We start from the raw sequence: 13,881 nt of genomic DNA, 5'->3' as shown, positions 1-13,881 counted from the left end.
AATTTAACATTCTAAAAAAGTAAAAGATATGAATGCAATGAAATATTTATTATTGTTATGTATGGTATCATTATTTGCATGTGATGACTATCTAAATGTGGACTCACCCTCAAATTTTGATAATAATTATGTATTTAATTCTGAAGAAGAGATTTTCAGAGCAGTATCAGGTATTTATCCTCCACTAGTGAATGTTTATAGTGGACGTTGGATTACTTTATTTTTACCTAATACAGATGTTGAATTTAAGGATGTAAGTGAGAGCCCAAGTGCGCGTGGAGAGGATTATCCTTGTTTTGCTCCCACTTCTATTGATTCCAATTTGTCTAGTGTTATGGCTGAATTGTATAAAGCTGTAAATCTTGCAAATGCTATAATTGATGGTATTGAGAATTCTCCTTTATATGCACAAGCTGATCTAGGAAAGGCTTCTAATCTTTTACAATTGTATGGTGAGGCGAAAGTGCTACGTGCAATGATTTATCATGATTTAGTCCGTTCTTGGGGGGATGTGCCATTTTTGCTCAAACCTTCTTCTTCTGATGATGAGATGCAAGTTCCTCCTACAGATAGAGATGTGATATTAACTACATTAATTGAAGATTTGAAGAGTGTAGAACCAGTTATGCAGTATGCAAAAGATATTACTTATGGTGTGGAGCGAGCTTCTAAAGAATTTTGTCAGGGTTTGATTGCGCAAATAGCCTTGACGCGCGGCGGATGGACGCTCCGGCCTAATAAAGAAAATCCGAATGAGGTGGGTACAATGGAACGCAGTGAAGATTGGCAAGAGTATTATCAGATAGCGGAGAAATATTCAGGTAAAGTAATTTTTGAAGGACACCATAATTTAAATGTGGGATATGAAGAATTCTGGCGTCTCGTATGTAACTGGAAAACACTAAATAATGATGATTTTATATTTGATATTCCTGTCTTGAAAGGTGGTGGTAGTGGCGAGTTTTGTTACTATGTTGGTGTTCCAATGGATGAAGGTGATAATAACCCATATGGGAAATCGAGTGGAAGTTATAGTTTATCAACTTTGTATATGCTTTCTTTTGATAAAAATGATTTGCGTAGAGATGTTACCTGTGTAAACTATAAGTATGATTCAAATCTTAATCAGACTGGGCCTACAATGGGAAGTAACCAGTTGGCGGGCATTAAAGATGGAAAATATAGAAGAATCTGGATGGATACCCCTTTGGGTTCTACAACATCAAAAAGTACTGGAGTTAATGCTTCCATACATGCGTTATGCAGATGTTTTATTAATGTATGCTGAAGCTGTAAATGAAAACAATAATGGGCCGACTGATGCTGCAAAGGAAGCACTTAAAAAGGTAAGGAGAAGAGCTTTTCCCGAAAAGATTTGGAATGAAAAAGTGGAAAATTATGTAAATTCAAAATCTGATAAAGAAAGTTTTTTTCAAGCTATTGTTGATGAGCGTAAATGGGAATTTGGCGGTGAGAATAAAAGAAAATATGATTTAGCCAGATGGAATTTATATGGAAAAGTCATAGTGAATTTCTATAAAGAAGCCATTGCTATGGGGAAAAATGCAAACGGGCTGGAAGCGAATAAATATTATGACGTTCCTGATGTATTTTATTACAAACAAATAGATGACCCTGATAGGCCGGGTAAGAAAAAGATAGAATATTTAGGATTGTATGAACGTTTGTCTGTTGCACCTGTGGGGTATTCTTCTAAACCTTTCGCTAAAGCGTTTATGACACAAAATGCTGTAACACTTGAATGGGAACCATGTGCAACATTAAAAAGATGTTTTCGTGGATATTTTACACCGGAAACAGTAGAGGCTATTGATCCGGAGAAAGATCCTGTTCCGTATTTGATGCCATATGGAACACTTTTCTTGTCTTCAAATTCAAATCTGAAAAATTATTATGGGTTCAAATAATTTAAAATGAATAATTATGAATAAAACATATACTTTCTTTAGAAAGCTATTAAGTATTCTGCCGATAATCATTTTATGTTTTGCATGTAGTGATAGTGAACGGCAGTTTCAAGAGGGCATATTTAGACCGAAGTTAGTAGCAGGATATCCTATTGTGGAAGCAAATACATTTAAATTATTATGGTATCAGGTAGATAATGCAGAGTCATATACGGTACAGGTATTTAAAGATGATTTATATACAGACTTGATTGACGAGGTGACCATATCTGAAACTTCTTATAAAAGTCCTAAATTGCCTTATTCTACACTTTTTTATGTAAGATTGAAAACTAATACTGCAAATGATATTTCTTCGATATGGTGTGAGGTCAAAATAGCTACGGATGATAGAGCTATACCTTCTATCTTGAATGAAGTGGCAGATAAGAATATTTCGGAAAATGGAGTAGTAATAACATGGAATGTTAATGATGAGTATCCTGTTGACAGTATAACTGTTTCTAAATTAGAGGTAAATGAGGATGGAACCTATTCTAAACCAATTGAAATAGAGTTGACAGAAGAGCAATATTTACGTGGCTCATATAATATTTTAGGATTAAAGGAAGCTACAACTTATGTGGTGACTGTCTATAATTCAAGGATTGAGGATGTGTATGAAAGGCCATATAATTCTATAAAATTTAAAACAGCCGGTCCACCGGAAGGTTCAATTGTAGTGAATCCAGATGATGATTTGAATGCTATCTTGAAGGCGAATGAGGCGAGGGAAGATATACCGGATGGGCAAGCATATTATATAAAAGGAGGAGCATCTTTTGATCTCGAGGGATACTCATTTACGAAAGGATTTCAATTAATTGGTGTTGTAGGAACTACTACTACAATTAATGTTAAGTCTCCATTTACTCCAAATGGAAATTCTGCCGGGAAAATTATCTTTACCAATATTAGCTTACAAGGTGAAGTGGCATTGATTATTAATGAATTGTCAGATGGATTGAATTATATTTGGCAAGGTCTCAAAATAGAAAAATGCTCTATTTCAGCATTCCCATCCGGATTTGTTATGGTTAATTCATCAGTTGGGAACAATAAAAGAATTATAGATATTACTATAGATGATTGTGTTTTTCATGATATGGAGGGGGGAGCTTTAGTTGCAACTGACAAGTTCAGCGATTTGAATGGTGTCATTGCAATTGATAAAATTTCAATCACTAATTCTACATTTATGAATTCGCCCAAAATGACCCTATTGTTTTTACCGGATGCTTATGGTAATTCAAAAACTGATATTGAATTGTTTATGCAAAATGTTACAGTTTTTGAGGCTTTAGGTCAACCTGGTTCTGGGGCACGTGTTATACAAGCTAATAAACTTCAGAAGACATCCCAAATAACTATCTTGAAATGTTTATTTAGCAATGTGGAAAATGCTTATAATGATACGTATGCTTTTTATGAACTGTGTCTTTCTGGAAGTGCAGTGACTACATATAAGGACAATTATCGTACAGGTAGTGCATCTGAATCCTCAAGAAATAGTAAAGAAATAACGACCAACTTGAACGTTCCTCAAGAAGATTTATTTGTAGATTATAGCAAGGGGATCCTACAGATAAAAGACCCGTCTTCTGTAATATATTTAAATAATATTGGTGATCCAAGGTGGATTGAATAAAAAGTAAAAGGGGTAGTGAAATATTGTGTCTCTCTACCCCATACACACATATTTTATTAAATAATCATGAGGATAAAAGCTTTTTTGATAGTATGTTTATTTGTTAGTATTTTGTTTGCTTGTACCAATAAGGATCAGTTTGTAAAAGCACGTATATTGGTAAGTACAGATATTGGTGGGACAGACCCGGATGATAATCAATCAATGGTTCATTTATTAATGTATAGTGATCTTTTTGATTTGGAAGGATTAATCTCTTCTCCCTCTTTTGGCGATGGCTCTAAGGAGGAAATATTGCGTATGATTAGTTTATATGAGAAGGATTTTTTTAAATTGCAGAAGCATGCTGAGAATTTAGTAGAACCTGAAATATTACGTAAATTATGTAAACAGGGAGAAAGGGAAGAGCACCATTAAAAGGTTTCTCGGACGCGACAGAAGGTTCAGAATGGATTATTCACTGTGCTCGTGAAAAAAGTGAACGGCCTCTTTGGGTGTTAGTATGGGGAGGACTTGATGATTTAGCTCAGGCTTTACATGATGCTCCAGATATTGTACCGAATATCCGAGTTTATTGGATTGGTGGTCCTAATAAGAAGTGGAGTGTCAATGCATATACATATATTGTAGAAAACTTTCCTAATCTTTGGATGATTGAAAACAATGCTTCTTATCGTGGATTTATAGGGAATAATAAGAAAGATAAGTTTAATGAACTATATTATGAAGAATGTATAAATGGCGCAGGAAATTTAGGTACAGACTTTAAAAATTACTATAATGGCAATGTGAAAATGGGAGATACTCCTTCTTTATTGTATATAATGGATGGGGATCCTAGTGATCCTTTGGGTGAATCATGGGGAGGAAGTTTTGAGAGAATTTCTTATAGTCCGCGAAAGATCTTTCATCGTAATACTACATTGAGAGATACAGTTTCTGTTTATTCAGTTATCGAGTTTCATTTTAAGGGACCAAAGATTGATAACAATATTGAAACACCTTGTTTTACATTTCGTATTGACAAGCAAGATTGGGATGGTTATTATTTGGGTGATGGTAAATATTGTGTTAAATATGTGCCTAAAGCACCTGCTGTTTTGGAATATCAGATCATGTCAGAAATTAAGGAACTTGATGGAATGAAGGGTGAATTTGTCGTTGATAAAATGTGGCCGGGGGATATAACAAAAGATGCATATCAACTAGGCGAAAACTGGTATACAGATAAAGCTGAACTATCTCTCTTTGAGGGACCATGGCAAGGCTTTAAAACTGTAGCAAAATGGAAAACTACGGTTCTTTTGGATTGGGAGAAGAGATGGAACTGGTTAAAATAAATTTTGCTTTTATTTTTCTGGATAAATTGTAATAACCTTTATTGTTCGAATTATGAATAAAATAATGCGTTTTAACAATTGAGGGTATAATTCTATCTATGGTGGAGAGAAATCTATTAAGGGAGTAAAATTTTTGCTTCATTTAGTGCGAGTTTTGCTTCTAATCGCAATAAAAACTCCTAAGGTGGGTATATATCGAAATCTATTTTGAATAATATATAATGAAAATTATTGTAATAATAATGCGTAAAATGAATTTAATAAAGGATTGTATGTTTTTATCTTTTGTTGGCATATTGATGACATGCAGCTGTTCTTCGTCTTCGGATGCAGAGAATTCTATGACTGATGAGGTCGAAGATGGGGAAGTAACTGAAGTTTTAGCTTTTCCTACAGCGGAGGGATATGGTAAAAACACTGTAGGTGGTCGTGGAGGTGTCGTTTATGGAAGTAACAAATTTGAAGGATGATGGAAATGGCAGTTTGCGTGCCGCTGTCGAAGCTTCAGGACCTAGAACTGTTGTGTTTCGTGTTTCTGGTATAATTGAATTGAAAAGTCCATTGAGAATTCGGAATCCGTATATTACAATTGCAGGTCAGACTGCTCCAGGTGATGGCATTTGCTTGAAGAATTATCAAATTACAATTGACGCTAGTGAGGTTATTATACGTTATATAAGAATACGTTTAGGCGATAATATAGACTCTGCACAAGATGCTATATTCTGCCGTTATTATAAAAATATTATAATAGACCATGTTTCTGCTAGTTGGAGTATTGACGAGTGTATTTCTATTTATCGTTGTGATAATGTGACTATCCAATGGAGTATTATTGCCGAAAGTTTGTATAAATCAAAACATGAAAAAGGCAATCATGGCTTTGGTGGTATATGGGGATCCAACAACAGTACCTATCATCATAATTTATTGGCTCATCATACTAGTCGTAATCCGCGTTTTTCAGATGGATCCGGATATAATGATTTTCGTAATAATGTGATTTACAATTGGGCTTACAACAGTTGTTATGGTGGAGCTGGATTTGATTCTAGCATGCCTGAATATAATAGTTTTACAGTAAATATAGTTGCTAATTATTATAAACCTGGACCTGCTACACGTCCAGATTGGACAAGTTATCGTATTGCTAATCCTACCACATTGGATTCTAATGGTAATCCGTGTTATGGTAAATGGTATATAGCTGATAACTATATGGCAGGTAATGCAAAAGTTACAGCCAATAATTGGGATGGAGGTGTACAAATTAGTAATGGGGACCTGTTGCAGTTGAAATTGAATAAACCTTGGAATTCCATGCCTATAAATCAGGAAACACCTGCGGAAGCTTTCGAATCAGTCATGTCTAATGCTGGTTCTATATTGCCTAAGCGTGATTTGGTTGATGAAAGAATTATAGCTGAGGTACGGGGTGGATATGCTACTTATGAAGGTAGTGGTTATAAGACTGATGGAAAGCCTATTCCGGATATCACTAAGAAATGTGGCATTATTGATACTCAAGAGGATGTTGGCGGGTGGCCTGAATATAAAAGTTTACCTGCGCCTGTTGATACAGACCATGATGGTATGCCAGATGAATGGGAAAAGGAGAAAGGACTGAACCCCAATGATCCTTCTGATCGTAATAAGATTGCCAAAAATGGATACACATATCTCGAAGTTTATTTAAATAGTATACAATGAGTGATATATAACTGCATATCAATTATTGTGCAAAGGTGATGTTTAAGTAAAAATCTAATGGCTTTATGTGGTATTATAATTGAATAGAATATATAAATATCTGAATATGAAAGTGTATAGTAATATTTGTATGTATTTGTTTTTGGGGATATTATTGATCCCGTTTACATCTGTTTATGCTTCATTTAAGCAAAAGCCTAGAGTTATTGTACTAACGGATATAGAGAACGAACCGGATGATGCAATGTCACTAGTTCGTTTCCTTACATATTCTAATCAATGGGAGGTAGAAGGTATTGTAGCGACGACATCCATTCATCAAAAAAAGAAAATAGCTGCTTGGAGACTTCGAGAAATTGTAGAAGCATATGGAAAGGTTCAGCCTAATCTTTTGAAACATGAACTTGGGTATCCAACTGTTGATCATCTGCTCTCTGTGATTAAAGAAGGACGAGCAGATTACGGTATGTATGCTGTTGGAAAGGATATGGATTCTACGGGATCAGAATTAATAATAGAATCTGTTGATCGAGAGGATGAACGTCCGGTTTGGATATTAATATGGGGAGGACCTAACTGTTTGGCACAGGCCTTATGGAAAATTAAAGAAACCCGTCCTACTAAAGATGTAGAAGCTTTTGTTAAGAAACTTAGAGTGTATTCCATTTCCGATCAGGATGATAGTGGTGTTTGGATTAGAAAAACATTTAAAGACTTATTTTATATAGTGAGTCCTGGTTATCATCGTTTTGGAGGTTATCATTATGGAACTTGGAGTGGAATCAGTGGTGATAAATTTCATGGACGTTTTACTGGAGCTGACTATGCTATCGTAGATAATCCTTGGATGGATAAGCATATTCGTTGTAAGGGACCTCTGGGAGCACAATATCCTTCTATGAAATTTCTGATGGAAGGCGATACGCCTACATTTTTATATTTGATAGATAATGGTCTTGGTAATCCAGAGCACCCGGATTGGGGGAGTTGGGGAGGACGCTATGAGTTTTATTTACCTAGGACTGAACGATGGTTCATTGAACCTGAAACTCGTCCTATTTGGACAGACGTACAAGATGAAGTTATGGGGAATGATGGCTTTTGGCATACTAGTAACAAGGCTACTATATGGCGCTGGAGAGAAGCTTTTCAGAATGACTTCTCAGCCCGTATGGATTGGACGATCAAAGATTACAAAAATGCTAACCATCCTCCTATTGTTCGTATGACTTGTCCCAAAGAGATAATAGCTAAAATAGGAGATCGCATAGAATTGAATGCAGAGAAAAGTATTGATCCTGATGGTGATAAATTGTCTTATCATTGGTTTTATTATCCAGAAGTAGGCACTTTCAATATTGCAGCAGCACGTACAGGCAATCCTCTTGAGATAGAAGATTCGGATAAGGGTAAAGCTTGGTTTGTGGTGCCAAAGAGTGAAAGGTTGGGGACAATACATATAATCGTAGCTGTTACTGACAATGGAACTCCTGCGTTAACAAGATATGGACGAGTAATTATAGATGTAAAATGAAAAAGGAGCTATTAATAACTGTTGGGTTGTGTTTATGCTTTGTCATATTGAATGCACAACAGAATTTGGATGGATTATCATGGCGCAAAGTTGCTTGTAGTATGCCAGAGACTTGGTACGGTACAGAACAAGCGAAGCATATTGCAGATAAAGTCTTGCTTTATCAAACAGAAATAGGTGGGTGGCCTAAAAATACAAATTTTCACACGAATGTTAATAGTGAAGAGATGAGTAAAATACGAACATCAGGAATTGGAGCTACATTTGATAATGAAGCAACGATAATGGAAATGCGTTTTTTAGCCAAAATTTATACTCATAGAAAAGAAGAAAAGTATCGCAACTCTTTTCTTAAGGCCTTTAATTACATATTATATGCGCAATATGATAATGGTGGTTGGCCACAGTTTTGTCCTGTTCGAAAAGGAAAAAGTGTAGCTTATTCAGGTCATATAACCTACAATGATGGTGCTTATGTGAATATAATGAATCTTTTAAAAGATATTTATGAGGATGCTCCTTCCTTGAGTCCTCTTGAGCTAGAGGAAAAAATAAAAAAACGAGCAAGACAGGCTTTCGACAAGGGGGTAGAATGTATTTTGAAAACACAGATCCAAGTGAATGGATTGCCTACAGTTTGGTGTGCGCAACATGATGAGCAGACTCTTAAGCCTGCTAAAGCACGTGCCTATGAATTGCCATCTTTTAGTGGAGTCGAATCTGTAGGAATTGTATTACTTTTGATGAAAATACCTAATCCTTCACCTGAAATTATTGCTTCGATAAAGGGAGCGGTCAAATGGTTTGATGAGCATAAAATTGTTGACATGAAATTTGAACGATACCGTGATGAGCAAGGAGAAAGAAATGCTAGGCTTGTTCCATCTAAAGGTGAAAGGGTGTGGGGTAGATTTTACGATTTGGAAACAGAAAAACCTTTTGTTTGTGATCGTGACGGAGTAAAGAAAGATAATCTAAATGAGATTGGTAAAGAACGTCGTGGAGGATATACATGGTATGATTCTGCACCCGATAAAGTGCTTGACGCATACCCGGAATGGCTCATGAAAATAACTAGTAAAGAATGATAAATACCTATCCGAAAATGTTGTTTGTATAAAAAGCGAAAACGATTGTCGTTATTTGTAGGGTTTGTTTTATAACTCTGAATGTAGTCCATTATAGATTGTGTTTTGGTTCATAAGTAGCTATGATTACTATCTCTATATTGGTGATGGAATATGTGTTAGAATATGTTGGTAAGAATACTATGATGAAAGGGTTAGGTGATTGGGGACTGGGTTGATGGTTCTCTTTATGAAAGAAGTGAGCTTGCCTTCGTATAAATCTTGTTTTGTAAGAGTCTTGAAACCATACTTTTCTACTTGAGAATAGTCGGAGATAGTGTTAAGTTGACGAATATGCTTTGTTGGAATGGGGTGAAAGGAAAATTGGACTCCATTTCTGAATGAAGATATGAAAGCTATCGTACAAAGTAGAGTGAATGGTAAGTAGAGTAAGATTGTGGCACGCTATAGAGATGTTTATTTGTATTTATTAATCTATAATCTGTATTTATTATGAAGATGAAGGGTGTTTTATACCAAGTATTTGTACTGATTTTGTTGATGGTATTTGTGGGAAATGGAGCCATTGCACAAGAAAAAATGTATTTGCGAATGGCTGATTCTGAAATGAAACGTTTTCCGGAAGCATGGCGGATAGATAGTGTAAAACGCCCTGTTTTCGGATATTGTCATGGTGTTGTGACGCTTGCTATGCTTAAAGCATGGAAACAGGCTAATAATAAAAAATACTATCAATATGTGGAGCAATATGCCGACATGATGATAAATGATGAGGGAAAGATCATGAATTATGATTATATCAATGGTAGGCATAATATTGATATGATTAATGCAGGTAAAATATTGTTTGATGTGTATGAGCAAACAAATAACCCCAAGTACAAAAAGGCAATGGATATGCTTTATAATACTATGCTGAGTCATCCACGTAACTCATTAGGTGGTTTTTGGCATAAGGAGATATATCCTTGGCAAATGTGGCTTGATGGTTTGTATATGGGTTCTCCTTATTTGGCACAGTACGCGGTTGTTAATAATAAACCCGAACTGTTAAATGATGTAATTATGCAATTTGTTATAGTAGAGAATTTTATGCATGATTCTATTACTGGATTGTATTTTCACGCTTGGGATGAAAAGAAAATACAAAAGTGGTGTGATCCTGAAACTGGATTATCTTATCATTTTTGGGGGCGTAGCATCGGATGGTGGTTTATGGCTTTGGTTGATGTTTTGGATTTTGTTCCCCAGAATCACCCATTACGTGAAAATCTACTTTTTATGGTGGAAGGGCTGGCCGATTCTCTGTCTAAATATCAGCATGATGGACTTTGGTATCAGATAGTAAATCTAGGAGATCGTGAAGGTAATTATGAGGAAGCTTCGGCTACTGCTATGTTTATGTATTCTATAGCCAAAGCTGTAAACAAAGGGTACCTTGATAAAAAATATATGAAGATTGCCGTCGATGCTTATGATGGCATAATGAAGAAACTGATTCGTATTGATGCCGATGGAACGGTTAATATTACTCAGTGTTGCATGGTTGCTGGTTTAGGAGGAAATCCTTATCGTGATGGCAGTTTTCAATATTATATAAATGAGCCGGTTCGTGATAATGATCCGAAAGCTATTGGACCTTTTATAATGGGCTGTATTGAATTAAATAAATAAGAAAATGAAGAACGTAAGTATATTAATTGCACTTTTTGTGATAAGTTGTAGTAATACTATAAATGCCGCGACTTCAAATTGGGGGATGGCTAATAAGATAATCAAGAGTATAAAGAAAACTTCCTTTCCAAATAGAGAATATAATATTTTAGATTTTGGAGCTGTGCCAAACTCCACTGAATTAGCTTCTGAAGCAATTAATAATGCTATTATTGCTTGTAATCAAAATGGGGGTGGTGTCGTAATTGTACCAAAAGGGGAATTTTTGACAGGTCCAATTACTCTTAAAAGTAATGTGAATTTCCATTTAGAGAGAGGTGCAGTTGTGAAATTCTCAACACGGCAGGAACTTTATTTTCCTCCAGTATTAACACGCTGGGAGGGGATTGATTGTTATACAACTCGCCCAATGATATATGCTTATGGAGAAACTAATATTGCGATTACTGGCTATGGAACTATTGACGGACAGGGCTCCAATGATAATTGGTGGCCATGGAATGGTAATCCGAAGTTTGGTTGGAAACCGGGCATTCCTTCACAAAAAAGTGGAAGCCGTGATAGACTGCAAATGTATTCAGAAGGAGCTGTTCCTGTGGCAGAACGTATATTTTCTTTAGAAGATGGATTAAGACCGCAATTGATTAATTTTTACTCTTGTAATTTAGTGTTGATTGAGGGAGTCAGACTTCAAAATTCGCCTTTCTGGGTGATACATCCTGTGTTTTGCAAGAATCTTATTGTACGTGGAGTACATATTAAAAGTTTAGGACCTAATGGTGACGGATGCGATCCGGAGTCATGTTATAATGTTCTGATAGATGATTGTTATTTTGATACAGGTGATGATTGTATTGCAATTAAGTCTGGGCGTAATGTTGATGGACGTAAGTGGAATATTCCAAGTGAAAATATTGTGATTAAAAATTGCACAATGAAAAATGGGCATGGTGGAGTCGTAGTTGGAAGTGAGATTTCCGGAGGGTTTAAGAATCTTTTTGTAGAGAACTGCAAAATGGATAGTCCTGAATTAGAGCGTGTTATTCGTGTTAAAACGAATAGTTGCCGTGGTGGTGTGATAGACGGTATTTATGTGCGAAATATTAAGGTTGGTCAATGTAAGGAAGCTGTGTTAAAAATCAATTTGGATTATCAGCATGATGAAATTTGTAGTCGAGATTTCCCTCCTTCAGTAAAAAATGTCTTTTTAGATAATGTTCAATGTGATAGGAGCCGCTATGGAATACTGATTATAGGTTTAAGAGATACTTTGAATATAAATAACATACAACTTTCTAACTGTCGGTTTAATAATGTAGAACGAAAATATGATATCAAAGGTGCTTCCAATGTTAGGTTTCATAATTTATTTATAAATGGTGAGAATGTGGGGAATAAAGATTGAAACTGCATTGTGAGAAAAGTTGTTATTCTTAATAGAAACAGGTTACAAATTATAGACAACAGTGAGAAATAAATGCATAATGAAAAAGATTCTACTTATAATTTACTCATTAGGAATTCTTCTATTACCAATACAAGCAAAGTTTAATGTTGATCTGCCTTGGAGTAATGGAAAGTTAATAGTCTCCGATGAAGGCAGATATTTGAGGCATGAGAATGGAGTACCTTTTTTTTGGTTGGGAGAAACGGGATGGTTGATGCCGGAACGTTTAAATCGTGATGAGGTTCGTTTTTATCTACAGAAATGCAAACAGGCTGGATATAATGTAGTGCAAGTACAAACAATAAATGCTGTGCCTGCCATGAATGTGTATGGGAAGTATTCTATGGTAGACGGATTTGTTTGTAACAAGGCAGATCATTCTAATGAATATGGATATTGGGAGCATATGGACTATATAATTAAAATAGCAGAGGAAAATGGTATCTATGTTGGGTTGGTTTGCATTTGGGGTGGGCTGGTAAAAGGAGGGCTTATGAATGTAGAACAAGCTAAATCCTATGGTAAGTTTTTAGCTGAACGGTATAAAAATGCTCCTAATATAGTTTGGATAATTGGAGGAGATATACGTGGAGATATAAAAACTGAAGTTTGGGAAACCTTGGCACATGCTATTAAATCAATTGACAGGAATCATTTAATGACATTTCATCCATTTGGGCGTACCGTTTCGACTACATGGTTCAACAATGCTGATTGGCTGGACTTTAATATGTTTCAGAGTGGACATCGCCGTTATGGGCAACGTAAAGGGGATGGGGATTATACAATTCAAGATAATACGGAGGAAGATAACTGGCGCTTTGTGGAATATAGCTTGTCTCAAAAACCATTAAAACCCGTACTTGATGCTGAACCGAGTTATGAAGACATTCCGCAAGGGTTACATGATATACGAGAGCCTCGTTGGACGGCTACTGACGTGCGTCGATATGCTTATTGGTCTGTTTTTGCGGGGGCTTGCGGGCATACTTATGGAAATAATAATATTATGCAGTTTTATCGTCCGGGGCTAGTTCCTTCTTATGGAGCGAATAGGGCTTGGTGGCACGCGTTGGAGGATGCGGGCTTTAATCAAATGCAGTATTTGAAAAATCTGATTCTTGCATTTCCTTATTTTGAACGTATTCCTGACCAGACTATAATTTCAGGTCAAAATGGGGAACGTTATGATCGTGTAATAGCTACCCGGGGGAAGATTATCTGTTGGTATATAATCATACGGGATGTCCTATGGAAATAGATTTGGACAAGATTAGTGGAGAGAAGAAAAATGTATGGTGGTATTCTCCGAAAAATGGTAGCTTAAAATATGTGGGAGAATATGATAGTAAAATTACTCGTTTTTATAGTGATACTAGTTATGCAAGGGATAGTGACAGAGTATTAATTGCCGTGGATATAAATAAAGAATATATTAGCAAATATTGGAATGAAATATTGGTTAAATAAAAA

Annotated in this window: 10 protein-coding genes and 2 pseudogenes; all 12 read left to right on the top strand. The window is 35.7% G+C overall.

Going from position 1 to position 13,881, the window contains the following annotated elements:
• Nucleotides 1-28 precede the first annotated feature (28 nt).
• The gene (locus tag NXX38_RS01945) at nt 29-1,288 is read left to right on the top strand and encodes a RagB/SusD family nutrient uptake outer membrane protein (RefSeq protein ID WP_258978488.1); all 1,260 of its coding nucleotides are present in this window, start codon (nt 29-31) and stop codon (nt 1,286-1,288) included.
• Nucleotides 1,254-1,928, top strand: coding sequence for a RagB/SusD family nutrient uptake outer membrane protein (locus NXX38_RS01940; protein ID WP_258978487.1), 675 nt, complete (start codon nt 1,254-1,256; stop codon nt 1,926-1,928). Before NXX38_RS01945 ends, NXX38_RS01940 begins: the two co-directional genes overlap by 35 nt.
• A gap of 16 nt (nt 1,929-1,944) precedes the next feature.
• Entirely contained in the window at nt 1,945-3,615 is a 1,671-nt protein-coding gene (locus NXX38_RS01935) for a DUF5123 domain-containing protein (RefSeq protein ID WP_258978486.1), read from the top strand.
• Between the two features lie 66 nt (nt 3,616-3,681).
• Nucleotides 3,682-4,430: pseudogene (locus NXX38_RS01930) on the top strand (DUF1593 domain-containing protein); the annotation flags it as partial.
• On the top strand, nt 4,410-4,955 hold the full coding sequence (locus tag NXX38_RS01925; protein ID WP_309600946.1) for a DUF5060 domain-containing protein: 546 nt from the start codon (nt 4,410-4,412) through the stop codon (nt 4,953-4,955). The pseudogene NXX38_RS01930 and the gene NXX38_RS01925, both read left to right, overlap by 21 nt.
• A 272-nt stretch (nt 4,956-5,227) precedes the next feature.
• Nucleotides 5,228-5,425 carry a hypothetical protein gene (locus NXX38_RS01920; protein WP_258978485.1) on the top strand — a complete coding sequence of 66 codons (198 nt, stop codon included), beginning with the start codon at nt 5,228-5,230 and terminating at the stop codon, nt 5,423-5,425.
• Complete coding sequence (locus NXX38_RS01915; RefSeq protein WP_258978484.1) at nt 5,400-6,665, top strand: pectate lyase; 1,266 nt, start codon at nt 5,400-5,402, stop codon at nt 6,663-6,665. The genes NXX38_RS01920 and NXX38_RS01915 overlap by 26 nt, the downstream gene beginning before the upstream one ends.
• 106 nt (nt 6,666-6,771) lie before the next feature.
• Nucleotides 6,772-8,199 (top strand): DUF1593 domain-containing protein, encoded by a 1,428-nt coding sequence (locus NXX38_RS01910; protein WP_258978483.1) that lies wholly within the window; start codon nt 6,772-6,774, stop codon nt 8,197-8,199.
• Complete coding sequence (gene pelA, locus NXX38_RS01905; protein WP_258978482.1) at nt 8,196-9,287, top strand: pectate lyase; 1,092 nt, start codon at nt 8,196-8,198, stop codon at nt 9,285-9,287. Before NXX38_RS01910 ends, pelA begins: the two co-directional genes overlap by 4 nt.
• A 492-nt stretch (nt 9,288-9,779) precedes the next feature.
• A complete protein-coding gene (locus NXX38_RS01900) occupies nt 9,780-10,961 on the top strand; it encodes a glycoside hydrolase family 105 protein (protein ID WP_258978481.1) in 1,182 nt (393 codons plus the stop codon).
• A gap of 4 nt (nt 10,962-10,965) precedes the next feature.
• On the top strand, nt 10,966-12,366 hold the full coding sequence (locus tag NXX38_RS01895) for a glycoside hydrolase family 28 protein (protein WP_258978480.1): 1,401 nt from the start codon (nt 10,966-10,968) through the stop codon (nt 12,364-12,366).
• A 79-nt stretch (nt 12,367-12,445) separates the two neighbouring features.
• Nucleotides 12,446-13,878, top strand: a pseudogene (locus NXX38_RS01890) (glycoside hydrolase family 140 protein).
• Nucleotides 13,879-13,881 lie beyond the last annotated feature (3 nt).

Source organism: Bacteroides sp. BFG-637 (assembly GCF_024793605.1).
Lineage (GTDB): Bacteria > Bacteroidota > Bacteroidia > Bacteroidales > Bacteroidaceae > Bacteroides > Bacteroides vicugnae.
This window is presented reverse-complemented; position numbering and strand designations above follow the sequence as displayed.

What these genes read in the sequence shown, in the direction of transcription:
- NXX38_RS01900 (WP_258978481.1), top strand. Translation starts at nt 9,780, where the DNA reads ATGAAGATGAAGGGTGTTTTATACCAAGTATTTGTACTGATTTTGTTG.
- NXX38_RS01915 (WP_258978484.1), top strand. Translation starts at nt 5,400, where the DNA reads ATGGAAGTAACAAATTTGAAGGATGATGGAAATGGCAGTTTGCGTGCC.
- NXX38_RS01920 (WP_258978485.1), top strand. Translation starts at nt 5,228, where the DNA reads ATGTTTTTATCTTTTGTTGGCATATTGATGACATGCAGCTGTTCTTCG.
- NXX38_RS01910 (WP_258978483.1), top strand. Translation starts at nt 6,772, where the DNA reads ATGAAAGTGTATAGTAATATTTGTATGTATTTGTTTTTGGGGATATTA.
- NXX38_RS01940 (WP_258978487.1), top strand. Translation starts at nt 1,254, where the DNA reads ATGCGTTATGCAGATGTTTTATTAATGTATGCTGAAGCTGTAAATGAA.
- NXX38_RS01945 (WP_258978488.1), top strand. Translation starts at nt 29, where the DNA reads ATGAATGCAATGAAATATTTATTATTGTTATGTATGGTATCATTATTT.
- NXX38_RS01925 (WP_309600946.1), top strand. Translation starts at nt 4,410, where the DNA reads ATGGGAGATACTCCTTCTTTATTGTATATAATGGATGGGGATCCTAGT.
- pelA (WP_258978482.1), top strand. Translation starts at nt 8,196, where the DNA reads ATGAAAAAGGAGCTATTAATAACTGTTGGGTTGTGTTTATGCTTTGTC.
- NXX38_RS01935 (WP_258978486.1), top strand. Translation starts at nt 1,945, where the DNA reads ATGAATAAAACATATACTTTCTTTAGAAAGCTATTAAGTATTCTGCCG.
- NXX38_RS01895 (WP_258978480.1), top strand. Translation starts at nt 10,966, where the DNA reads ATGAAGAACGTAAGTATATTAATTGCACTTTTTGTGATAAGTTGTAGT.